18 protein-coding genes are annotated in these 22758 nt (G+C 59.3%); 8 read left to right on the top strand and 10 right to left on the bottom strand.

Features of this window, described 5'->3' with window-relative positions:
- Window positions 1–30 precede the first annotated feature (30 nt).
- The 5 genes from JNN07_16005 to JNN07_15985 form a co-directional block, all read right to left on the bottom strand.
- A complete protein-coding gene (locus JNN07_16005) occupies window positions 31–498 on the bottom strand; it encodes a RidA family protein (protein MBL9169245.1) in 468 nt (155 codons plus the stop codon).
- 52 nt (window positions 499–550) lie between these two features.
- Window positions 551–1180: a DUF1080 domain-containing protein gene (locus JNN07_16000; protein ID MBL9169244.1), complete on the bottom strand. Its 630-nt coding sequence runs from the start codon at window positions 1178–1180 to the stop codon at window positions 551–553.
- Window positions 1181–1255: 75 nt separating this feature from the next.
- Complete coding sequence (locus JNN07_15995; GenBank protein MBL9169243.1) at window positions 1256–2395, bottom strand: prepilin peptidase; 1140 nt, start codon at window positions 2393–2395, stop codon at window positions 1256–1258.
- Window positions 2392–3306, bottom strand: coding sequence for a shikimate dehydrogenase (locus JNN07_15990; GenBank protein ID MBL9169242.1), 915 nt, complete (start codon window positions 3304–3306; stop codon window positions 2392–2394). Before JNN07_15990 ends, JNN07_15995 begins: the two co-directional genes overlap by 4 nt.
- A gap of 78 nt (window positions 3307–3384) precedes the next feature.
- A complete protein-coding gene (locus JNN07_15985) occupies window positions 3385–4461 on the bottom strand; it encodes a Gfo/Idh/MocA family oxidoreductase (GenBank protein MBL9169241.1) in 1077 nt (358 codons plus the stop codon).
- Window positions 4462–4663: 202 nt separating this feature from the next.
- On the opposite strand from JNN07_15985, the gene JNN07_15980 reads away from it, so the two are divergent.
- The 6 genes from JNN07_15980 (at window position 4664) to JNN07_15955 (ending at window position 15265) form a co-directional block, all read left to right on the top strand.
- Window positions 4664–7510, top strand: coding sequence for a DUF1553 domain-containing protein (locus JNN07_15980; protein MBL9169240.1), 2847 nt, complete (start codon window positions 4664–4666; stop codon window positions 7508–7510).
- A gap of 15 nt (window positions 7511–7525) precedes the next feature.
- Entirely contained in the window at window positions 7526–9067 is a 1542-nt protein-coding gene (locus tag JNN07_15975) for a DUF1501 domain-containing protein (protein MBL9169239.1), read from the top strand.
- 614 nt (window positions 9068–9681) lie between these two features.
- A complete protein-coding gene (locus JNN07_15970; GenBank protein MBL9169238.1) occupies window positions 9682–11073 on the top strand; it encodes a 6-phosphofructokinase in 1392 nt (463 codons plus the stop codon).
- Window positions 11074–11417: 344 nt separating this feature from the next.
- Window positions 11418–12599, top strand: coding sequence for an exo-alpha-sialidase (locus tag JNN07_15965; GenBank protein MBL9169237.1), 1182 nt, complete (start codon window positions 11418–11420; stop codon window positions 12597–12599).
- Window positions 12600–13040: 441 nt separating this feature from the next.
- A complete protein-coding gene (locus tag JNN07_15960; protein ID MBL9169236.1) occupies window positions 13041–13724 on the top strand; it encodes a discoidin domain-containing protein in 684 nt (227 codons plus the stop codon).
- Window positions 13721–15265 (top strand): TIGR03663 family protein, encoded by a 1545-nt coding sequence (locus JNN07_15955; protein ID MBL9169235.1) that lies wholly within the window; start codon window positions 13721–13723, stop codon window positions 15263–15265. Before JNN07_15960 ends, JNN07_15955 begins: the two co-directional genes overlap by 4 nt.
- An 84-nt stretch (window positions 15266–15349) precedes the next feature.
- On the opposite strand, the gene JNN07_15950 is transcribed toward JNN07_15955, so the two are convergent.
- Both JNN07_15950 and JNN07_15945 read right to left on the bottom strand, forming a co-directional pair.
- Window positions 15350–15805 carry a GtrA family protein gene (locus tag JNN07_15950; protein ID MBL9169234.1) on the bottom strand — a complete coding sequence of 152 codons (456 nt, stop codon included), beginning with the start codon at window positions 15803–15805 and terminating at the stop codon, window positions 15350–15352.
- Window positions 15802–16272, bottom strand: a complete 471-nt coding sequence (locus tag JNN07_15945) for a hypothetical protein (protein MBL9169233.1) — start codon at window positions 16270–16272, stop codon at window positions 15802–15804. Before JNN07_15945 ends, JNN07_15950 begins: the two co-directional genes overlap by 4 nt.
- Window positions 16273–16612: 340 nt before the next feature.
- Here JNN07_15945 and JNN07_15940 point away from each other — a divergent pair, with 340 nt between their 5' ends.
- A complete protein-coding gene (locus JNN07_15940) occupies window positions 16613–17959 on the top strand; it encodes a carbon-nitrogen hydrolase family protein (GenBank protein MBL9169232.1) in 1347 nt (448 codons plus the stop codon).
- Between the two features lie 380 nt (window positions 17960–18339).
- Here JNN07_15940 and JNN07_15935 read toward each other — a convergent pair whose 3' ends face one another.
- On the bottom strand, window positions 18340–19116 hold the full coding sequence (locus JNN07_15935) for an SDR family oxidoreductase (GenBank protein ID MBL9169231.1): 777 nt from the start codon (window positions 19114–19116) through the stop codon (window positions 18340–18342).
- 263 nt (window positions 19117–19379) lie between these two features.
- Between JNN07_15935 and JNN07_15930 the strand changes: the two genes are divergently transcribed.
- Window positions 19380–21497, top strand: a complete 2118-nt coding sequence (locus JNN07_15930; GenBank protein MBL9169230.1) for a vanadium-dependent haloperoxidase — start codon at window positions 19380–19382, stop codon at window positions 21495–21497.
- 10 nt (window positions 21498–21507) lie between these two features.
- Here JNN07_15930 and JNN07_15925 read toward each other — a convergent pair whose 3' ends face one another.
- Both JNN07_15925 and JNN07_15920 read right to left on the bottom strand, forming a co-directional pair.
- On the bottom strand, window positions 21508–22038 hold the full coding sequence (locus JNN07_15925) for a redoxin domain-containing protein (protein ID MBL9169229.1): 531 nt from the start codon (window positions 22036–22038) through the stop codon (window positions 21508–21510).
- 11 nt (window positions 22039–22049) lie between these two features.
- Window positions 22050–22616 carry a chlorite dismutase family protein gene (locus tag JNN07_15920; GenBank protein MBL9169228.1) on the bottom strand — a complete coding sequence of 189 codons (567 nt, stop codon included), beginning with the start codon at window positions 22614–22616 and terminating at the stop codon, window positions 22050–22052.
- Window positions 22617–22758 lie beyond the last annotated feature (142 nt).

The following is a 22758-nucleotide window of genomic DNA, read 5'->3' as shown; positions in this document are numbered from 1 at the left end:
ACGCGAGCCCCCCCTTGGTCGAGTGTTAGGTTACTTCCACTCCAATTCAAAGATCGCTTCGATCTCCACCGCGATATTGCCCGGCAGCGAGCCCATGCCCACCGCGCTGCGAGCGGCGATGCCGTTCTCCGGACCCCACACCTCGGCGAACAGCTCACTGCAGCCGTTGATCACCGCGGGATGCTCCTTGAAGTCTGGAGTGCAGTTCACCATGCCTAGCACCTTGATGACTCGCTTGACGCGATCCAAGCTGCCCAACTGCGAACGCAAGGTGGAAAGAATTCCCAGACCCACCTGTCGGGCAGCGGCCTTGCCTTGATCAACGTTCAGATCGGCACCGACGCGCCCCACAATCAGGGTCTTGTCCGTGCGCAGGGGGCCATGTCCGGAGACATAGGCCAAGTTCCCCGATATCACCAAGGGCTTGTAGACCGCCACCGGTTTGGGAGCGGGAGGCAAATCCAACTTCAGTTCCGCAATACGTGCTTCAGCATTCATCACAGCATCATCAGCAAGTTCCCCTCAGGTCCTGCAAGCCTTTTGTGGACGATCAGTCGAGACGCTTGACGCGAACGTTCTTGTAGCGAACCACGCTCTTGGGGTCGTGCGCCTGGAACGCGAAGGTTCCGCTGCTGAGCTTGCGCTCGAAGTCCTTGCCCGCGACGGCACCTGCAGGTTCATTGTATTCGAGCACCGTCTTGCCATCAATCTTCACCGTGACCTTGTTGCCCTTCACGATGATATGCTGAGTCCACCACTTGTTGTCCTGAGCCGGCGTCACTCCGATGCTGGCCAGACCGTATAGACTGCCCGTCTTGATCCAATCGCCCTGGGTCACATTGACCTGGCACTCAAAACCGCCCTTCGGCCAGCCCGATTCCTGATACTTGGTGTGGAAATAAATCCCACCGTTCGAGCCGGGTTCCGTCATGACGTCCACCTTGAACTCGAAGTCCTTGAACGGCTTTTCATCACCGACGTAAAAGGCGTGCGAACGATTCCCCTGCGCCACCAAAGCGCCGTCCTCAATCCTCCACGACTTAGCCTGCTCGTCGCCCAATTTCCATCCGGTCATCGACTTGCCGTCAAAAATGGTCTTGAAACCTTCTTCCGAATCCGCGGCCGAAAGGGGAAGAATTGCGCAGCTCAGGGCCGCCAAGGTGAGACAAAAGTATTTCATAGTAGTGATGTGATGTATGTCGGAGGATTGTGGTGAGCTGGACTGAAATTGCAATGCGGAACTGACCGGCGTAACTCAGGGTGCCAAATGACGAGTCCACCATTGGAGAAGCTCCGGTCCAGCAAAAATCCAGACCGTGGCCGCCAGCGCAATATAAGGACCGTACGGAATCTTGCTGGACCACTCATGCTTGCGAAAAAGAATGAGAATCAATCCCACCAGCGCTCCCACCACAGAGCTGGCCATCAAGCCAAAGACCGCTCCTTTCCAACCCAGAAAGGCACCAATCGCCCCCAGAAACTTCACATCACCAAAGCCCATCGCTTCCCGAGGCAATTCAAGGCTGTCGGTGATCACCTTGAGCTCGGTAACTTTCTCCGGATCGAACGTGTCCGGCCCAATCAATAAGCGACTCTGGGACAGCCGAACGTCGACGTCCTCCCAGGTTTTCCCCAGCGCCCGCGCCCGCTTGGCCTTCAGGCGAATCTCGTCGGACGGCCGATAGAATATCTCCTCATATGCGGTCTCATCCTCCCCAATCTGCACGCCGCCTTCGCTAAAGGTCACCTCCGTGTCCGGGTCGAGCTTGATCTTCTGCTTGCCGAACAAGAGTTTTCCCAAGCGCAGGACGGCATAGGTGATCCCCCATCCGACTGCCGCCCCCAGCACGGCTTGCAACAAACCCATAGCCAACCTGGTTTCCCCATGGAGTTGAGGTACCCACATGGACATCACACACCCAGCGCCAATGCCGCCGAGGGTAATCTCATCGGGAATAATGAAGTGTTCGAAGTCAATGAAGGTGGCGACGATGAAACCGGACAAGAGCAGACACAACGCCAGCGAAACCCCCACCGATGAATGACCCCATTTAATCCAGGTGCAGCAAAACGCGATGCCGGTCAGCAGCTCGACGCCAAAGTAGCGCGGCGAGATCGGAGCTCTGCAGTTCGCGCATCGCCCCCTCAACCAAAGCCAAGTCACCAGCGGCACATTGAGGTACCAGGGAATGCTGTATTGGCAGTGCGGACAATGCGAAGGAGGCGAGATCAGGCTCTGATCCAATGGCATCCGATGAATGCAAACATTGAGGAAACTGCCCACGATGCATCCGAAGACGAAGAAGACCAAGGTCCAGAAGCCAAACGGCACTTCCGACCAAAGCTCACGATCGAACACCGCCGGCACAGCTGCCAGGTTGATGATTGAATTCATCCGTAGATCTGTTGCTTGAGCGCCATGTGCATGGCCTCAATGGGTGCCGGGCGTCCACTCCACAGCTCCAAAGCACGCGCGCCTTGATAGAGGAGCATCCCAAGTCCATTCGCGGTCCGGCACCCCCGGCGCCGGGCCTCGGCTAAAAATGGTGTTTCCGCCGGACGATAAATCATATCGTAAGCCGCACCCGCTTGCTGAAGGTCAAACCGAGCCAGATCCACCGGAAGACTATCCGAAGCCTTTAATCCCAAAGATGTTGCATTCAAGACTAAATCCACCTTCCCGGAGGGATATCCCAGAAAAACCTGGGTAGCGGGGAACCGACGCGCAATCTCCTCGCGCAAGGGCCCGAGCTTGGATTCGGTCCGATTGACTAGATGAAGCTCAGCAGCTCCGGCGCTAGCCAGTCGGAGAGCCGCGACCCTCCCGGCGCCTCCAGCACCGAGGAGGACCACCCGCAGGCCGGATGCCCTCAGGCCCAGATCGTCTTCCAAGGACCGCAGAATCGCATCGGCATCGGTATTGAACCCAACCGTACGGATGCGGTCGGGAATCACCGCCCCGAAGCGACCCAAGGGCAGCCACTCGCCTGATTCATTCTGCGCCTCGAATCGAACGGTATTGACCGCGCCCCACTCCCGCGCGGTGAAATCCAATTCATCCATCAGATCGAGCGCCAAAAGTTTGTGGGGAACGGTGAGGTTGAGACCGAGAAACCGCATCGCCCGGCAACCCTCGATCGCCTCGCGCAGCTGCGCTGGCGGCACTTCAAAGGCCAGGTATCGCCAGTCCAACCCAAGCGCAGCCAAAGCCGCATTGTGCATGGCCGGGGAAGCGGAATGCCGGACCGGCTGGCCAAAAACGGCACAAAAGCGGGTGGTGGCTGCGATCGCATCGGTTGAATTCATCGACACGCGGCGACTTATAAGAGATGCCCACGGGCTCAGGAAAGCCCATTCTCAAGCGGGGGAATGCCCGGGGTGTGATTATTGCAGCAGCTGGACGGTCCGCTTTTCGCGGGCGCTGACCACGGCGGTATCAATGATCTGCTGGCCGATCCTTCCGATCGCCACCGAGACCGGCCCCTCCACCGGCTGCCCCTGGGCGAGGCAATGAACCATGTATTGGACTGGATCCTGAAATGGCGCCTGGACTGGGTCGGCTTCGACACGATGGCACTCCGGCTTCTGGCGGGTTTGAACGGTGACAAACGGATCGTAGTTCCAGGCCGAGACCGTCCCCTCGCTGCCCACCACCACAAACCCGCACTTGGGCTGAGTCTGGGTAGTCCAGGGATCCGTGAAGGTGCCCCAGCGCGTTTCGAACTTGGACAGGCCGTGGGCGTACCGAGCGATGATCACGCTGTGCTCATCCACTTCCAAGCCGGCGGGCTCATCCACCACACAGGTTACCTCGATGGGCTTGCGCGCCCCCTGGAACCAGGTGGCTAGCGTAGTTCCGTAGCCAGCATAGTCCTGGAGCGATCCACCACCGGCCGCTCGTTGGTAGAACCAGCTCTTCGGCTTCTCGGCCTGAACCTCAGCAGCCGTCTTCTCCAACTTGTCAGCCCCATGCCAGAGCGGACCTCGGTTGCCGCCGTACGAATGAACTTCCAAAACATCTCCGATGGTCCCCTCGTCGATCAGTCGCTTTACCGTCCGGATTCCTGGATCCCACGCCAACGGCCAGTTGATCATGAGCGATTTGCCCGACTTGGCCATGGAGGCCACCATCGCGTCGGCCTCCGCCAACGAACCAGCAAAGGGTTTCTCCACCATCACCGCGGCGCCATAAGGTGCCACCTTGGCTGTCCATTCGCCGTGCTTCGCGGCCGCGGGACAGAGAATCACCAAGTCGGGGCGGGTTTTCTCCAGGCAGGCCCGGTAATCGGTGAAAACCCGATCGGCCCCCAAGCTGAAATTGCGCGACGCCTCAACCATCCGCTCCGGATGCTCATCGCTGATGCCAACGATCTCCGCTTCCGGATGATTGGCCGCCATGCGCAACAGATCGCCCATGTGGAAGTGATCGAAATTAATGCCCGCAATTTTCCAGCGTTTCATAGAATATAGAACGGCTGATACATGACCTGCCCGGACTCGGAGTGTCGAGCCGTTTCTGCAGTCCCGCCTGAGGTGACAACCTTAGGATTCCGGACCCCACACACGCTGAGGGCTGAAAGCCCGTCCCGTCGGGGGGCGCGACCCGCTGAATTCGGCCATAATCTCGCCTGGTTTTCGTCACACCCCCTGCCCCCCCACAAAGATGGGTATTTTCTTTCTCCTCCGAGCGGTTCAGTATTTCGGCGAAATGCAGCTGGCCCGACTCAACCTCTTGCGCCCCCGATCCCATCGGAAGCAGGTCAGACCGTGGACTTCCCGCCCGACCGGATATCGGAACCGTATCGCCGCCCAACTCCGAAGCTGTTTCTCCGTGTGGAGCTGCATCTGGATGATCGGGAGTGGGTTGACTTTGGCCAATGCAAGCGAGCCGACCGCGAAAGCCTCTCGCAGCTCCGGCGCAGGCGATTGGTGGTCTCTCCGCCCGCTGCTGAGACCAGCCATCCCCTCGGTGGACGCGGGTCCAAACGAAATTGCCAACCCCATCGATGCCTTCGTCCTCGCCAAACTCAAAGAAAAAGGACTTCGCCCGGCCCCGGAAGCCGACCGCCTCACGCTCATTCGCCGGGCGTACTTCGATCTGATCGGATTGCCACCCCGCCCTGCGGACGTCGAGGCGTTTCTCGCCGATCCCAACCAGAATGCTTACCCACAACTCATAGATCGCTTGTTAGGTTCCTCGGCGTATGGGGAACGTTGGGCTCGTCATTGGCTGGATGTGGTTCACTACGGCGAGACGCATGGCTATGACAAAGACCAGCCCCGTCCCAACGCCTGGCCTTATCGCGACTACGTCATTCGGAGTTTCAACCAGGACAAGCCCTATGCGCGCTTTGTCCAGGAACAGCTGGCGGGCGATGTACTCTTTCCCGGCAGCCGCGATGGATTTGAAGCCTTGGGTTTCATCTCGGCCGGCCCATGGGATCTGATCGGGCATGCAGAGGTCCCCGAGTCGAAGATGGACGGCATGGTGGCTCGGCATCTGGACCGCGATGACATGGTGGCGAACACCATGCAAACCTTCAACAGCCTGACGGTACAGTGCGCGCAATGCCACAACCACAAGTTCGATCCCATCGCCCAGGAAGACTACTATCGGCTGCAAGCGGTGTTCGCGGCCGTCGACCGAGCAGACAAGAAGTATGACATCGACCCGGTCGTGGGGCAGAAGCGCCGGAACCTGACTTCAGAACAGTCCTCGCTCGCGGGTCAAAAGAAGGAGCTCGAGGCCAAGATTCTGCAGCGCGCCGGCCAGCCCTTGATCGAACTGGACCAGCGAATTGCCGAGCTGGAAAAACTTAAGAAGACCAGCGCCGCCGCGGGTTACCACAGCCTCATTGAGAGCAAACCGGACGTAACCAAGTGGGTGCAGATCGACATCGGCCGCGTGGCCTCCCTAAATCACGTCGTGCTACATCCCTGCCATGACGACTTCAACGGCATCGGGAATGGCTTCGGCTTCCCCGTTCGGTTCCAGGTCGACGTCTCCAACGATCCCGACTTCGGCAGCAATGTCACTCGAATCGCCACTCACACCCAACAGGATTTTCCAAACCCCAAGCTGAAGGGGCTGAGGATCGAGGCAAAGGACCAATCCGCACGCTATGTCCGGGTCACGGCCACCAAGCTCGCACTCCGGCAGAATGATTACATCTTTGCCTTGGCTGAACTCAACGTCATCACTGCTGAAGGAACCAACGCCGCCTTGGCTGCGAAGGTTTCCGCCCTCGATTCCATCGAGGCCGCGCCCCGCTGGCAAAAGTCCAATCTGACCGACGGCTGGCAGCCAGGGGCCGCACCCGCCGAGGTCGGCGATCTGGCCTCCATCCGCCAACAACGAGACGCGTTGATCGCTGGCGCCACCTCATCTGCGGACCAATCGACATTGTCGGATTTGGACCGGAAGCTGGCGAGCCTGAAGGCTGACTTGGACAAGCTTCCTCCCCAAAGCACGGCCTACGTCGGCGCCGTCCATACCGGCGGGGGGGCTTTCACCGGCACCGGGGCCAAAGGCGGCAAGCCCAGAGTCATTCGCGTCCTGAGCCGAGGGAGCATCCAAAACCCAGGTTCGGAAGTGGGACCGGGAACGCTGCGTTGTCTGCCTGAGCTTCCGTCCCAATTCGACCTCCCGCCAAACCATTCGGAAGGCGAGCGTCGAGCCGCCTTGGCAGAATGGCTCACTCGCCGCGACAACCCGCTGACCTGGCGATCGATCGTGAACCGGATTTGGCAATACCACTTCGGCCGAGGACTGGTGGAGACGCCCAATGACTTCGGGCGCATGGGGGCGCTCCCCACGCATCCCGAACTCCTAGACTGGCTCGCCGTCGAATTTCGCGACGAAGGTCAATCCCTGAAGAAGCTCCACCGGCTCATCGTCAGCAGCGCCACCTATCGCCAAAGCTCGGCCAGCCAACCTGAGTTCGAGAAGCTGGACTCCGAGAATCGCTATCTTTGGCGGGCCAGCCGTCGCAAGTTGGAGGCGGAGGCTATTCGCGATGCCGTGCTGTTCGTCTCCGGAAAACTAAACCCGCAAATGGGAGGCCCCAGCTTCAAAGACTTCGTGATCGATAAGCCTGAGCACTCCCCACACTACGAATACCATCTCCACGATCCGGAGGATCCAAAATCGCATCGGCGGTCGATCTATCGATTCATCGTCCGATCCCAGCAGCAGCCCTTCATGACCACCCTCGACTGCGCCGACCCGTCCATGCAGGTGGGCAAGCGGAACGAGAGCCTGTCTCCGCTTCAAGCCCTGGCCATGCTCAACAACTCCCTGATGCTGACGATGTCGAAACACTTCGCCGCGAAGCTGGAAGCTCAACCCGGGGACGCCGCCGCAAAGGTTCGCCTCGCTTACTACGAGGCGATGGGGCGCCCCCCAACCGCAGCGGAAGAATCGACCCTGATTACCTACGCTCAGGAGTTCGGCCTCACTCAGCTGTGCCGCGTGATCTTCAATCTAAACGCCTTTTCGTTCGTCGACTAAGCCGATTCTAGAAGTATGAACTCAACCCATTCTTCGCCCTGGCATCGGCAAGACAAAGCCGGCTCATCCGCCACGTCCGGAGGGGAGCATTCTCGACGCGAGTTTCTCTGGCGCTCCGGTGGAGGCTTGGGTGGCATCGCGTTGTCAAGCTTGCTGGGTACAGAAGGACTGCTCGCCTCAGTCGTCGGGGACAAGGGGCCAAGCTTGCCTCCCGGACGCCCCCACCATCCGCCCCGCGCCAAGCGGGTAATCCAGCTGTTCATGGGCGGGGCCGCCAGCCATATCGATCTTTTCGATTTCAAACCCGAGCTGATCAAACGCAACGGCCAGAAGAGTGATTTTGGTGAACACGTCGAGGCCTTTCAGGATGGCCTCGGCCCCTGGATGGAACCGGTCTGGCCATTCAAGCCCTACGGGCAATGCGGAAAAATGCTGGGGGACACCGTTTCCGAGCTGGGCAAGGTGGTCGACGAGATGGCCTTCGTCCACAATCTGGTCGGGAAGACGGGAGTGCACAGTCAGGCGACCTATCTGCAGTCCACCGGATTTCAACTTCCGGGTTTTCCCGGCATGGGAGCCTGGGTCAGCTACGGACTCGGCAGCATGAACGACAATTTGCCCACCTTCGTGGTGCTGCCCGATCACCGTGGGTTCGCCTCAAACGGGCCCAAGAATTGGGACTCAGCGTTCCTGCCCGGCCAACATGCGGGGACCATGATTTATCCAGGCCAGGAGAATCCCATCGCGGATCTCTTTCCCGGCAAGGCCGGGCGCTTTGTAACCCCGCCGAGCGAAGCCGCCGCCCATCAGGTCATGGCCCGCTTGAACCGCGCGCATGCCGCCACTCGGGAAGGCGATGCACGACTCGACGCGCGCATCCGCAGCTACGAACTCGCGGCACGAATGCAGCTGGCCGCGCCCGAAGCGATGGATATCTCGAAGGAGCCGGACTACCTCCTCAACCTCTATGGCATCCAACGCCATCCCCCAACCTGGCCCAAGGAAATCAATCCGGAGGAAGAGATGGATTACTTCGGTCGCAAATGCCTGGTGGCCCGCCGACTCATCGAACGTGGTGTCCGCTTTGTGCAGATCTGGAGCGGGAACGACAATGGGTTTCCCCGCCGCAACTGGGACTCGCATGAAGACATCCGCCGCGACCATGGCCCTCTGTCGATGGGATTCGCCCGCGGTGCCTCGGCACTGATCCAAGATCTGAAGCAGCGGGGTCTTCTCGACGACACGCTGATCCTCTGGACTACCGAGTTCGGACGCATGCCCAGCTCCCAAGGCGGCAAAGGGCGCGACCACAATCCTTACTGCTTTACCAACTGGCTCTGTGGGGGCGGGATCAAAGGAGGCGTGACCGTTGGAGAAAGTGACCAGTGGGGCTACAAACCGCTTCATCGAAACAGCCCATCGACGGTTTACGACATCCATGCCACCATCCTGCATCAGCTCGGCATCGACCACACCAAGCTCACCTTCCGCAGCAACGGCGTGGACCGCCGTCTCACCGATGTTCACGGCGAAGTGATCCAGGGACTGCTAGTCTAAGCCTGGAAGCTGTCGCAAGTGAGGTGAGAGTCGGCCTGAATTTGGCGAAAATCTCCCAGCGATAGTGCAGGCTTTCAGCCCTTCACGTGTGTGCGACGAGGGAACCTGGGGCTGTGGGCCCCAGGCTGGAATGGTGCTGGGCCTGTGGCCCGCCGAGATCGAACAGCCTCGATCATCCCTACGAGTCTGAGCCCAACACTCTAGGCTGGGGTCGCAGCGAGCCGCTGACTCATGGCCCGTGAGCACCTACGGTGCGTCCCATACCAGCCTGGGGTGACAACCCCCAGGCAACCATCCACCCTCCCATCAAGCGCTGAAGGCTCGAGATTCGGCCACCGGGTGCGCCCCGACTTCACCCTTATCTCACCCACTTCAAATCCCCGCCCCCCAGCCTCCGACAATTGTCTGAACTCCTTCCAGTCGCTTTTTGTTCACCCAGAGCGTCCGGTGGATAAGAACAGCCATTTTCTGGAAGCGCGCCCGTCGAGTTTAACCTGACTTTCTCTCCTTCTCGGGCGTCCACGAGCCAGTTGCTGCGGCTATAGCGCTTGGCCCCATTTGTGCTGGGGAGACCCGATCATTCATCCGCATCGAACTGCACAGGCTCAGCAACCATGAAACGAATTGGAATCCTGACCGCTGGTGGAGATACCCCCGCGCTCAACGCGACCATTCACGGCGCCGTCACCCGAGCCAATCAACTTCGCGTTGAGATCATCGGGCTTATCAAAGGCTTCAACAGCCTGTTCAACCCTCGCACACCGCACGTACATCTCAATCCTCTCTATCAGGAGCTACCTGAACTGGATCCCACCAAAGGAGGCACCCTGATCGGTTCCTCACGCGACTATGTCGATCCAAATGATCACGAAAGGCTGGACGCCATTGTCGCCCGCCTGAAACGTCTCGGGATCGAAGGGCTGATCTGCATCGGCGGCGACGGAACCCTTAACGGACTACAGCCGCTCGCCGATCGACTCCCGACGGTATTGGCACCTAAGACAATCGACAACGATCTCGGGTTAAACTATGCCAGCGAGCCCGACGAGTTTGCGCGGGTGGCGGACCCCGCCGCCAAAGGCGGATTTCGTTACAAAAGGGTCGAGGCTCGGGCGGTGTTTGATCTGGAGAACATCGTCAACTATGCCACGCCGGGATACGCAACCGCAGTGTTTGTCTCAGCTCAAGGCGTCGAACGCATTCGCACGACCGCGGAGAGCCACCGGCGTATAGCGATCGTTGAGGTGATGGGACGACACTCAGGCTACATCGCCCTGGGATCGACTTTCGGACGACCGGACATCGTTCTCGTCCCGGAGCAACCGCTCGACCTCGAGCGGCTGGTCGAACGAGTCAAACACATCTACGACCAACAGAAGAATGTGGTCATCGTGTGCGGTGAAGGGATCGTGGATGAGCAGGGCCGCGAGCTGGGTGCCGAGACCAAATCAACCGACCCGGCGGGCAATGTGGTACTCAGCGGAGCCTCCGAAGCCTTGCGAGGACGGCTGATTCAAATGATTGGCGATCGCTACTTTCAGCTCTATCGACGCGGGGAATCGGCGCGTGAGGCGATCTTCACCCGGAAAGTCGGACATACCCAACGCGGCGGACGCCCTATTCTATTCGATCGCTTTTACGCGGCACAGCTCGGAGCCAAAGCCGTGGAGATGCTGCTCGAGGGGCGCAACAACTCGGTCTCCATTTTGCAGTACAACTCCAGCAAAGGCTTCCACGTGGAAGGATTTGACGCCAACCGCTTCCGGGATCGATGGGGAATCATCCACGCGCGGTCGATGCATCCGTCACTCTACGATTCCAAGATGATGAAACCCTCCCGATTGGGGATCGAGTATCTCCTCCCGATCTTTACCGACGCCATCGGAGAGGACGACATGGAACATCTGCGTCACACCCTCTTCGCCGCCGGCAACCTCACTCAGCCCTATCACTCCATCAACACGGATGTGAACAAGCGGATTCGATACCTGGAAGAAGCGCCTTGATCGCCCGCGAATCGTCACCAAGGGAGGGAGAGCCCTGACCGCGAAGCGGTCCACACGGGGTAGGGCGAGATTTGACCGCGACGCGGTCCGACGAGGTTTATAGTTCTGATTTCCACTCGAGCCCTGAAGGGCCCTGGGCGGCCGAACGGGAAGGGGCCGCGTCCTGGAGAGCCGATGGAGTGACGATCACCTGTCGGCCCTCGCGGAGTTACCCCCTTGGTTATCCCGAGCCTGGGGCAGGAATGGGCTCGAGCGGAGTCTCGCCCTACCGCCGTGACGATCACCCGCCCCCCCCAGCTCAGCGGTCGACAAACGGTTTCGACTGGAGGAGTATCCGGCTCGTCATGAACCCTCATGGAAAACGGATCGCCCGCCGACTGCGTTATTGGACGCTGGTCGCAAGCCTGCTGACCTGCCTCAACCTCCAGGCCCAACCGTCACGCGGCTATTCAATCCCGATCATCGACCTCTCAGGGGAAACCCAGCGGCAGGTGATCGTCGACCGAGAGCCCGGCCAATACTTGGGGCATCCTACCACGGTGCTCCTCGAGGATGGAAAGACCCTGCTGTGCGTCTATCCGAAAGGGCATGGCCGTGGACCGGTTCTCTACCAGCGGAGTACCGACGGCGGCCTCTCCTGGAGTGGACGTCTCCCGACGCCAAAAAACTGGGAGACCAGTCTAGAAACCCCCACGATCCACCGGGTCGTGGATGCCGCCGGCAAGAAAAGGCTAATCCTCTGGTCAGGCCTACACCCTGCTCGGCTCGCCATCAGCGAGGACGATGGCCGCTCTTGGTCCGAACTCAAGCGTGCGGGCGATTGGGGAGGCATCGTCGTCATGGGTTTCGTCGAGCCAGTTAAGACGGGGCCAGGGCATTACCTCGCCATGTTCCACGATGACGGACGCTATTTTACGGAAAAGCCCGCCCCGAAGAAACCCGTCGAGTTCACGTTGTTTCAGACCAAGTCCACCGATGGCGGGCTCACCTGGGGAGCTCCGGAGACCGTCTGGAAGGGAACCAACGTTCATCTCTGCGAGCCCGGCCTCATCCGCTCACCCGATGGCAAACAACTGGCTGTGTTGCTGCGCGAGAATCTGCGTCGCAAAAACTCCCACGTCATCTTTTCAACCGATGAGGGAAAAACGTGGACGGAACCCCGAGAGCTGCCGGGCGCACTCACCGGCGACCGTCACACAGCAAAGTATGCTCCCGATGGACGTCTCTTTGTCAGCTTCCGCGACACCACTCTTGAGTCTCCAACTCGCGGCGATTGGGTCGGCTGGGTAGGGACCTACGAGGACATTGTCACCGGCCGAGAAGGCCAATACCGGGTTCGCCTGATGGACAATACCAAATCGGCGGATTGCGCCTATCCCGGGGTTGAATTATTGCCGGACGGAACCATGGTGACCACCACGTACGGCCACTGGACCACCAATCAGCAGCCCTACATCGTCAGCGTGCGGCTGAAGCTGTCGGAGCTCGACGATCGATCGCGGCCGGCGTCTTCCAAACGCCGCTAGCCCCACTTGAGCACCAACGGTGCGTTTTATCCCAGCCTGGGGGTGACAACCCCAGGTAAACATCCCTCCTCTCGTCGAGGGCTGAAAGCCCGGCATAGGGACGCCGAGTCCGTCGCGACTTCATCCCCTTTCTCACCCACTTCAAATCCCACCTCCGACCATACCCTACCCTCTTTGACTTGCGCGGCTGGAAGGCTCAGAGGCTTGATAGCTCCTGAAAAGCACGCACCCTTCCGCGTTCCCGCAGTTTCCGCACCTTACAATCGCCGTGGCATCGCGCCGACGATGTTGCTGCTAGGGTCAATTCTCGCCTCGACCTCAAGCGGGTTCTGGCTACATTGTGCGTTGACACTCGAACGGAAACCCTTTTCTTTGGGCGCGTCCAAACGGAAATCCGTGGGTACCGTTCGTTCGACAGAATCTAAGCGTCACGTGCATTTTATGAATACTGATTTCTCGAAGGCTATGCTCATCGCCGGCTGCGCCTCCCTCGTTCTGGCATTCTCAAGCTCGGCGGCGGATGGCCAGCCAACGGTCCCCCTCGCTCTCAAGCTCCCGCTGCACACCCTCAAAGGCACCCCGCAAGACCTGCCCAAAGGGCCAAATGTCGAACCTCTTTCCGACACAGCACCCACCCCCCTCCAGGTGCCCAAGGACGTCAAAAACGTCGCCGCCGGGAAGACGGTCACCAGCAGTGTCGATCCGTTTCAGGGCGAACTGAAGCAGTTGACCGATGGCAACAAGGAGCCGGTCGATGACGACGCCGTGGAGTTCAAGAAAGGCACCCAGTGGGTGCAAGTGGACCTGGGAGAGCCCTTTGCCATCTATGCCATTGCGATGTGGCATGACCATCGATATGTGCAGGCGATCCGCGATGTCATCCTGCAGGTTTCGGACGATCCGGAGTTCAAGACGGGAGTGACCACTCTCTACAACAACGACACCGACAACACCTCGGGTCTGGGAGTCGGAACGGATCGCGAGTATTTCGAAATGGAGTACGGGCGTGTTGTGCCGGCCAAGGGGATCAAGGCTCGTTATGTCCGCGGTTACAGCCGAGGCAGCAACCAGTCGGCCCTCAACTGCTGGCAGGAGATCGAAGTCTACGCCTTGCCGGCCAAATGAACCGCTGGAGTGCGCTGGCGGCCCTCTTCGCCGTGCTGGCAGCGCTCGCCTTGCGGGTTCCGAAACTCGAGACCAGACCGCTTCACAACGATGAGGCGGTCAACGCGGTCAAGCTCAGTGAACTTTGGGAGAAAGGTAGCTATGCCTACGATCCCGATGAGTATCATGGCCCGAGTCTTCATTACGCGAGCCTCCCATTTCTGTGGCTCAGCGGAACCCGCTCGGCCAACGAGCTTTCCGATGCCACGCTCCGCTGGGTCACCGTGGCGTTCGGCGTAGCCCTCATCCTTCTCCTATTACTGCTGGTCGACGGTATCGGACGCCCAGCAGTCGCCTGGGCCTCACTCTTCATCGCGATCTCCCCCGCGATGGTTTTCTACAGCCGCTATTTCATCCATGAAATGCTGCTCGTGTTCTTCACCGCCCTCACTCTGGGAGCAGGATGGCGCTATAGCCAGACGCCCTCTGCACTGTGGGCCCTGATCGCCGGCGCAGGTCTAGGGCTCATGTTCACCACGAAGGAGACCTTCGTTCTGACCTTGGCCGCCATGGGAATCGCGGGAGTTATTACCGCCTGGTGGGCCACGGGATCCATACCGAAGCTGAGGACGGTCTGGGCACAGTTCAGCCCCAGGCATGTTGCACTGGCGGTTGGAGCCACGTTGCTGATGTGGCTGCTCCTATTCAGCTCCTTCTTCACCCACCTTGAGGGGCTGCCGGATTCCATCCGCACGTATCTTCCCTGGCTGAAACGCGCCGGAGGACACTCGCCTCATATTCATCCCTGGTATTTCTATCTCGAGCGTTTGGCCTGGTTTCATTCAGCCAAGGGTCCGGTTTGGAGCGAGGGAACCATTCTGCTACTCGCAGCCATCGGGATCGGCGCATCCCTGTTTGCCCAACGGGCGTTGTTCCATCGGTTCCTCGCCCTCTACACCCTCACGTTGACGGGGATCTACTCCGCGATCTCCTACAAAACGCCGTGGTGCCTGTTGAACTTTTATTTCGGCATGATCCTGATGGCGGGAGTTGGAGCCGCTTGGCTTTGGCAACTGTTCCGATCCCGGATTCCGCAAGTGGTACTCAGCGTTGGAATGCTCTTGGCGGTCGTTCACCTCGCCGGGCAATCGTGGCTAGCGAGTTCCGAGTATGCGTCCGATCGGCGAACCCCCTACGTGTACGCCCAGACGGTGCCCGATGTCATGACCCTAGTGGATCGAGCCGAAGGGATCGGCAAAGTCGCGCCGACAGGGTACCAAACGGTCATCAAGATCATCGCTCCCGAGAGCGACTACTGGCCCCTGCCCTGGTATCTGCGCCGATTTCAGAACCTGGGGTGGTATGAAAAGCTTCCCGAGGATCCGTTCGCCCCGATCGTGATGGTGTCATCGAAACTGGATGCCCGGTTGGATGAACGTTCCGAGAAAAAGTGGATCATGGTGGGTCTGTCCGAGCTGAGACCCGGCAAGTTCTTCGAGCTCTACGTGGAGTTGGAGCTTTGGAAGAAGTATGTGGAGACATTGCCCAGGGATCGGGAGTGACGTGAAAATGCAAAGCCCGAGTTGTTGCTCACGGAGGCCTTCTCATCCGTGTGATCTGTGTGATCCGTGGGCAAACAAATCTTCTCAGACGGCATAGACAAAGAACTTGTACCAGCAAAAGTTCCACACCAGGCCGGCGGAGACCGCCATGGTCTTGCAGGTATTCCGCGAGATGAGATCGGGATCGACCGGACGCTTCAATCGAAGACGCCCCACGAGCGACAGCGCCATCCGCGTCGGTGCCTGCCAAATAGAGGTTGTCCAGTAGAGGACCAGATTCTGCAACACGAAGGCGGAGAAGGCAGTGGTGATCAAGAATCGCCCTGCCCGTCCGAGCCAGTCCTGCGCATCGGACTGGAACACGATCTGCCAGTTGGCCAGGAAGGACCAGATCATGGCGCAGGTCACGGAAACCAGGTTGGCAGGGATTCGCCGCCAGCCCAGCGCGGGACGGGTCAAGAGGTTGAAGACCAGGAAATCGATGGCCGTCGTCATCACCCCCACCAAGCAGAAAAGCAGGATCTGTTTGAGCGGCGTCATGGGCTGATGGCCGTCTGCAGGATAGAACTGGATCGAATCTCTGTGTGCCGGATCTGACCACCCAGATTTGCAGTCCACCCCATGAGTCCGCTCACAATGAGTGAAGCCGCCAGAAGCGTCGAGGTGAACCACGACGGAAGCTGTCTCCCTCCACGAAACCGAACTAATCCAACGAACGCGAAGATCCCGCTAACCAATACACTGGTGAAAGCAATGGCAGCGGCTTGGTCGTGCCGTTCGATGTGCGCTGCTGTCACACCAGGAAGCTCCTTGGCCGGGTCTTCCGAGGCTTCCCCCGTGAGGTAAACGGGTATGGTCATCAGGGCCACGATCACGAAGACTCCCATGGCGACACGTTTGACTTCCTCGCTTTTTCGCCAGAGGGCATAAGCCAGCAGGCCGACACCGAAGAAGGTCCCTACGACCGGGACATGGTTCAATGCAAGATGGAGATGGATTAGGTTCATCGCAGCGGTTGTTCCGAAGGGCAAACTAGCGCCGGGATGCAAAGATCCCTAGCAAATCTTTACACATTTCAGACCATCTCTTGGAATGGCGTCGACCGCATCCTCCATGAATGCCCAGCGTTTGGAAGGGTTGAGGGAGCCGCGGCGAGAAGCGCGCATGGACTATCGACGTGGTGAGGCCCTTATCGGGAGTAACCTGCTGTGTGGAGCGGAGCCTGGAGCCCTTGTGGGCTCAACAGAGTTTCTCCCTACCTGAGTGACGTTTCCAAATCAGTCCTGCCCGCCTGACGCTTTGTCATTGAGACCAAGTGCCACCCGGCTTTAGTCTTGGGTAACGTCTATGAGCTCCCCAACTTACCCCATCGCGTGGCTACTGACTTTCCTGATCGCGTGTGGTTCAGCCGCTGCGTCGAGGGCCTGGAGCGACCCGTTGCCGCCGGGGTGGAGCACCCGCGCGCCACGGGATGAAATACGCCCGGACTTCTCATTTAAACCCCAGGCTGGACCGAACCACACAGGAGTCTTTCGCATCAACCACGACCACCGCGAGGGGTTGGACGGGTGGTTCGAAACCTCTTTTCCGGTCACAGGCGGAGACTTCTACCGGTTTCAAGCCCTGCGCAAAACCAAGGGGGTAAAAGACCCACGCCGCAGTGCTCTAGTGAGGGTGCTCTGGAGGAACGACGCAGGCCAGTCGGTTCCCCCAGTTGACTCCGCGAGCGCGGAAGACGATCGACGCACGATCTGGATCGCGGAGCCAGAACATCCGGTCGATGGCACCACCGACAAGAACGGTTGGACGACGGTCGCTGGAACCTATCGTGCCCCTAACCAAGCCACTCATGCGGTGGTCGAACTTCATCTTCAATGGGCTCCGAAGGGGCGAGTGGAATGGAGTGACGTTCAGCTGAATAAGACTTCGGCTCCGGCCGCAAGACCGGTGCGCTTGGCCACGGTTCACTACAAACCAACGGGCAAATCGTCGCGTCAGAACTGCGAGGAATACGCATCGCTCATCGCCGAGGCGGCCCACCAGCGAGCAGACCTGGTCGTTCTGGGTGAAACGGTCCCGGCTGTGGGCATCAAGCGCCAGGTGGGCGAAATCGCCGAGCCTATTCCGGGGCCTACGACCGACTACTTTGGGCGGCTCGCTGCCAAGCATCGGCTCCACATCGTCCTAAGTCTCAATGAACGCGAAGCTCACGCCGTGTACAACACCGCGGTTCTCCTGGGGCCCGATGGCCATCTCGTTGGAAAATACCGGAAGGTGTGTCTACCGCATGGAGAAGTCGAAGCGGGTGTCGCACCCGGAAAGGACTATCCGGTGTTCGACACCAAACTGGGTAAGATCGGTTTGATGGTGTGTTACGATGGCTTTTTCCCGGAGGTCGCACGCGAGTTGACCAACCGAGGAGCTGAGGTCATCGCGTGGCCCGTGTGGGGATGCAACCCTCTCCTGGCCCAAGCGCGGGCCTGCGAGAACCATGTGTTCCTCGTGAGCAGCACCTACATGGACACGAAGGACGACTGGATGACTTCGTCCATCTTCGATCGAGCGGGGAAGCCCATGGCCACCGCCTCGAAGTGGGGCACCGTCGCTGTGGCTGAAGTGGATCTCGCGAAGCCTTATGTGGGTCCTTATAACCTAGGTGATTTCCGTTCCATGACCTTCCGCCATCGGCCCTAACCGGGAGGCTTGGGCACCTGCACCTGTAGGAGACAGGAGTCCAAGGTCAACCATTGAGGATACCGAGTTTAGGACCGCAATGGACGCAATGGACGCGAGGAAGAACCAGAGGAACAGTAACGGCTGTCGGCCCGGCCCATGCAAGTCCCGTCCCTCTTCGGATCCGTGTGGTCCGCGTCGTCCGCGGGCAATAGTTTCCCATTCCTCTTTCCGACGGCCCGTTCTCGAACCGTGTGGATCTTCCTCAAAACCAGCGGATGCAAACCCTGGAGGTGCAGTCCCCCCGCACGCAGTGCCTTCTAGCAGCCAACATCGCCGGCGCTATCCTAGGGTTTCTACACTTAACAACACCCGTGCCATCGCGCCGGCGGTGTTGGCTGCTACGCCACTGTCCATCCACCATCCACGACCAGGGTATGACCGGTGATCATACGAGCCGCGTCGGAGAGCAGAAAGACCACTGGGGCGGACATTTCCTCGGGCTCGGCCAGATCGCCCCGCAGAAGATTCATGGTCTTGACGGAATCTGCGAAGGCCTGGTTGTCACGCATCGCCTGCTCCGCCATGGCGGACCGAGTGACAGTGGGAGCTACCGCATTGACGCGGATTCGATGTTTCGCCCACTCGACAGCCATCGTGCGGGTTAAGTTGATCACGCCTGCCTTGGCACCACTGTAGGGTCCTCTGCCCGGCGCGCCGATTAGCCCTGCTTGCGAAGCGATACTGACAATACAACCACCCCCGCCTTGGGCGATCATCTGCTTGGCCACGGTCTGACTGCAGAAGAAAACGCTTTTGAGGTTGGCATCCAGAATCTGGTCGTAGAGGGCTTCGTCGTAGTCGAGAAGCGGGAGCTGCTTGTTGAATCCGGCGTTGTTCACCAAAGCATCGATGCGCCCAAAGTGAGCCACGGTCCTGGCCATGAACTCTCGAACCGACTCCACGGCGGTCACATCGAGAAAGTGGTGAAAGCACTCCCCACCCAAGGCTTGAACCTCCGTCGTTAGGGATTCCAGCTCAGGAACGGAGCGACTTCCCACCGCCACCTTGCCGCCCGACCTTACCACGTCGAGAGCGATTTGTCGGCCGATCCCCCGACCGGCTCCCGTGACTACGACCACCCGGCCGGGAAGCTCAAAGGAGGAAAGCGGTGGCACGGGAGAATCTCCGGAGTGAAGGGTTGAAGTCGCTCATAATGTTGGGAAGGACAGTGGACTAATGAGGCCTAAGCTCAAAGTGAAACCTTTTGGCAGAGCGGGACTCGACCGTGAGACGACGCTTCCGGCTCATCCCCCGTCTGGATTCTATTGAATCCACTTTACCCCTCGTTATGCCCGTTTGATCCCACGAGCGTGGCGGAACCTATGCCGATAGGTAGATTCCCTGCTAGATCGTCAACCCTGAGCTACCAAACTGTTTTATGAGTCGTACCCTGCCCCGCTGGTCAGATTCCGTGCCTCCCCGTTGGAACGGTTGCCTGCTCACCTTCCTGAGCTGCATCTCGGCCGCGTTCAGTTCGCTCGATGTCTCCGGAGCCACTCCCAGCATAGCCCGAATCTGGGACGAACGAGCTCTCTCCGCCATCCGTCAGGATACTCCGCATCCGCCGGCGCAAGCCCGCAATCTCTTCTCGCTGTCCGCGTGCATGTATGATGCGTGGGCCGCCTACGACACCAACGGCGCAGTCGGATTCGTCTATCGAGGGAAACACACTGCGACCGACATCACTGCCGCACGCCGAGAAGCGATTAGCTATGCGGCCTACCGCATTCTCCGGGAACGTCATGTCTACTCTCGCACGGCACCGGCGACGCTTTTGGCAGATGACGTCGAAATGACCGGCCTGGGCTATGACATCAATAACCAGAGCCGAGACACCGCGACACCAGCCGGCGTGGGGAATTCGGTTTATGACGCCGTGTCTGCCTGGTTTCTGAACGACGGAGCACGTCAGACCAATGGCACTCCCTATCCCACGGCAAATCCGCCGATCGCCTATCCGGACTATCCAGCGGCGCAAGGAGGCTACCGTTATGTCAACGATCCATTGCCGGCAGGCCTTTTCGGCGTGCAAGTCCAAGACGTCAACCGCTGGCAACGTTTGCAGATCGTCAATGCTGTGGACCAGAATGGCTTTCCCCAGGGCCCTATCCAAAACTACCTCGGAGCACAGTGGATGGGAGTGAGGCCCTTTGCTGTAGGACGGGAAGACGCGTCCAAACCCTGGATCGATCCAGGCCCGCCGCCGCTGTTCGGAGGGGATTCTCATGCAGCGTTCATCGAGAATGTCGTCGAAGTCATCCGTCGCAGCAGTCAGCTCACCCCCGACGATGGGGTAACTATGGATATCTCCCCGGCTGCCCAAGGCAACAACACTCTCGGAAAGAATGATGGGACCGGGCGCTCGGTGAACCCGTTCACCGGACTACCTTACGTCCCCAATATCGCGAAACGAGGAGATTTTGCCCGCGCGCTAACCGAATTCTGGGCGGATGGACCTTCCTCCGAGACTCCTCCTGGACATTGGAACGCTATTGCAAACAATGTCACGGACCACCCGGCTCTGGTGAAGAAAATCGGAGGGACAGGTCCCGCCGTCGACGATTTGGAATGGGAGGTAAAGCTCTATTTCACATTAAACGCCGCGCTTCACGAAGCGGCTTGTGCGGCCTGGTCTGTGAAGAGGTATTACGATGGGTGGAGGCCGATCACCGCCGTCCGCTATGTGGGTGCCTTGGGACAGTCGAGCAATCCAACACTCCCCTCCTATCACCCGAGAGGCCTGCCCCTGATTTCCAATCTGATCGAATTGGTGACCGCCGCAACAGCCGGCACAGGTGGGCGTCATCGCGGCTTGCCGGTCGGGAAGATCGCTTTGCTCTCGTGGCCCGGTCAACCGGCAAACCCGCTGACGACCCACCAAGGTGTCCGGTGGGTTCCAGCCGAGGCCTGGACAACGTATCAGCGCAGTAACTTTATCTCCCCTGCATTTCCAGGGTACATCTCAGGCCACAGTACTTTCAGCCGTTCGGCCGCCGAAGCCATGGCTGCGATAACGGGGAGCGAATACTTCCCCGGCGGCATGGGATCTTACACCATCACCGAGCTCATCAATGAAAAAGGACCTTCCGAGCCCGTGACTCTTCAATGGGCGACTTACTTTGATGCCGCGGATCAAATCGGACTCTCGCGGATCTGGGGAGGAATTCATCCTCCCGCCGACGATATCGCAGGACGGATCACCGGCGCCGCCTGCGGCCAGGCAGCCTGGGAACTTGCCCGGCGCTATTTCGATGGTTCGGTGACGGAGTCTCCGCTGAACCTCCGGTTGGACTCAGTGACGAGTTCGAGCCACCGAATTCGCTTTCAAACGGTTCGCGGGCTCTACTACCGCCTTCAATCGACACCCGATCTCTCCAATCCGTTCGCGGACGAACCCGGCCAATCGGGGCAGGCGAGGGAGGCTTCCGTCACACGCACCAATGCATCCGCCACTGGAAAGCGCTTCTATCGAGTCAAGGTGGGAAGTCTGCCTTAAGGGCCCGCTTCTACTTAAGCTGGGACTCAGCGAGCTTGGCTTCGAATTTCGATGCAGGAAAGCGGTCGGAGTTATTTTTCCCGATGTAGCGAAACAACTCCTTGCCTGTTCCGTCCAGAACCACGAGGGCCGGGTAGTGCACAAACTGGCCGTGGAATTTGTAGCCGTCGGGAATCTCGAATTGCTCGGCCAGCTTGGCGCCGGGGTCTCGGTAGATCGGGGGCAGCTCAGGCAGGCCATCCTTTGAAATCTTCTTGGCCCAGGCCTTGATCTCAAACGGGCTGTCGGGTTTGAGGAAAACGTGAATCACCTCTGCCTGCTTGCTCGCGAGGACGGCGTAGTCATGAGTGTATTTCAGACAGTGGGGACACTCGGTCTTGAGCAAGAAGTGCAGCGCGACGATCTTTCCCTTGTTTTCGGAGAGACGGAACTTCGAACCGTCGAAGACAGACTCCACGGTGAAATCCTTGGGATTGTCCGCCTGAGCGATGAAACCCACCGCCAGCAGGGCGAGTAGGATGGAATAAAATCGGTAGTTCATTGGATGTTTCATTAAAGGTCGCGTTTAAGTCGTATCTCCACTTCGCGATCTACATAACTCCACTCCTCTGAAATGCGCAACCTTTCAAGAGTTTGATCGAACACGGCGACATCCTTTGCCGCAAACTCGAACCAGGTGATAAAATCAAATGGTTCGGCTTCGGAGAGATCTCGGCAATGGTGAAGTCGACGCGCAATGGCCGGTAGGGCGTCGAGACCTATCTGCGTGTGGTGAGACTTCGCTTCGAAGATCTCCCGCCGCTCGTCCTGGGTAAGCGCCCACCATGCCGCATTCTTTCGTATCGGAATCAGCACGGCACAATCGGCCTCGGGTCGACCCAGGGCTGGCTGGGACGCCTGCAATTGCTGTTTCTCAGACCGGGTCACGTAACGGTCATTGCTTGTGACGCCGCGTAGAACCCATTTTTTCTCATCATTCCCAGGCAGGACTGAGCCCGCACTGACGCTGACCGCTTCGACAGCTGGCAGCCCCTCCCCAATCACCGCCCGTGAGCCCATCAATCGCCACAAACCTTCGCGGCCACCAGCGAATGAAAAAAGACGAGGATTCGGGTTCATAGCCTTCCTACCGAAGGCACGATGACTCAAGTTTAGTGGGGTTCAAGACCAAAGCTCACTTTGTCGGCAAGGCCCGAACCCGCAGGGGTTCTCGGCTTCGGCATCAGGACCTCACGCGAACACGTGAGGAGCCCCTACAACT

This window comes from Verrucomicrobiales bacterium (assembly GCA_016793885.1).
Classification (GTDB): domain Bacteria; phylum Verrucomicrobiota; class Verrucomicrobiia; order Limisphaerales; family UBA11320; genus UBA11320.
This window is presented reverse-complemented; position numbering and strand designations above follow the sequence as displayed.

Excerpts from the sequence above, each read along its gene's own strand:
- JNN07_16005 (MBL9169245.1), bottom strand. The coding sequence starts at position 498 with ATGAATGCTGAAGCACGTATTGCGGAACTGAAGTTGGATTTGCCTCCC.
- JNN07_16000 (MBL9169244.1), bottom strand. The coding sequence starts at position 1,180 with ATGAAATACTTTTGTCTCACCTTGGCGGCCCTGAGCTGCGCAATTCTT.
- JNN07_15995 (MBL9169243.1), bottom strand. The coding sequence starts at position 2,395 with ATGAATTCAATCATCAACCTGGCAGCTGTGCCGGCGGTGTTCGATCGT.
- JNN07_15990 (MBL9169242.1), bottom strand. The coding sequence starts at position 3,306 with ATGAATTCAACCGATGCGATCGCAGCCACCACCCGCTTTTGTGCCGTT.
- JNN07_15985 (MBL9169241.1), bottom strand. The coding sequence starts at position 4,461 with ATGAAACGCTGGAAAATTGCGGGCATTAATTTCGATCACTTCCACATG.
- JNN07_15980 (MBL9169240.1), top strand. The coding sequence starts at position 4,664 with ATGGGTATTTTCTTTCTCCTCCGAGCGGTTCAGTATTTCGGCGAAATG.
- JNN07_15975 (MBL9169239.1), top strand. The coding sequence starts at position 7,526 with ATGAACTCAACCCATTCTTCGCCCTGGCATCGGCAAGACAAAGCCGGC.
- JNN07_15970 (MBL9169238.1), top strand. The coding sequence starts at position 9,682 with ATGAAACGAATTGGAATCCTGACCGCTGGTGGAGATACCCCCGCGCTC.
- JNN07_15965 (MBL9169237.1), top strand. The coding sequence starts at position 11,418 with ATGAACCCTCATGGAAAACGGATCGCCCGCCGACTGCGTTATTGGACG.
- JNN07_15960 (MBL9169236.1), top strand. The coding sequence starts at position 13,041 with ATGAATACTGATTTCTCGAAGGCTATGCTCATCGCCGGCTGCGCCTCC.
- JNN07_15955 (MBL9169235.1), top strand. The coding sequence starts at position 13,721 with ATGAACCGCTGGAGTGCGCTGGCGGCCCTCTTCGCCGTGCTGGCAGCG.
- JNN07_15950 (MBL9169234.1), bottom strand. The coding sequence starts at position 15,805 with ATGACGCCGCTCAAACAGATCCTGCTTTTCTGCTTGGTGGGGGTGATG.
- JNN07_15945 (MBL9169233.1), bottom strand. The coding sequence starts at position 16,272 with ATGAACCTAATCCATCTCCATCTTGCATTGAACCATGTCCCGGTCGTA.
- JNN07_15940 (MBL9169232.1), top strand. The coding sequence starts at position 16,613 with ATGAGCTCCCCAACTTACCCCATCGCGTGGCTACTGACTTTCCTGATC.
- JNN07_15930 (MBL9169230.1), top strand. The coding sequence starts at position 19,380 with ATGAGTCGTACCCTGCCCCGCTGGTCAGATTCCGTGCCTCCCCGTTGG.
- JNN07_15925 (MBL9169229.1), bottom strand. The coding sequence starts at position 22,038 with ATGAACTACCGATTTTATTCCATCCTACTCGCCCTGCTGGCGGTGGGT.
- JNN07_15920 (MBL9169228.1), bottom strand. The coding sequence starts at position 22,616 with ATGAACCCGAATCCTCGTCTTTTTTCATTCGCTGGTGGCCGCGAAGGT.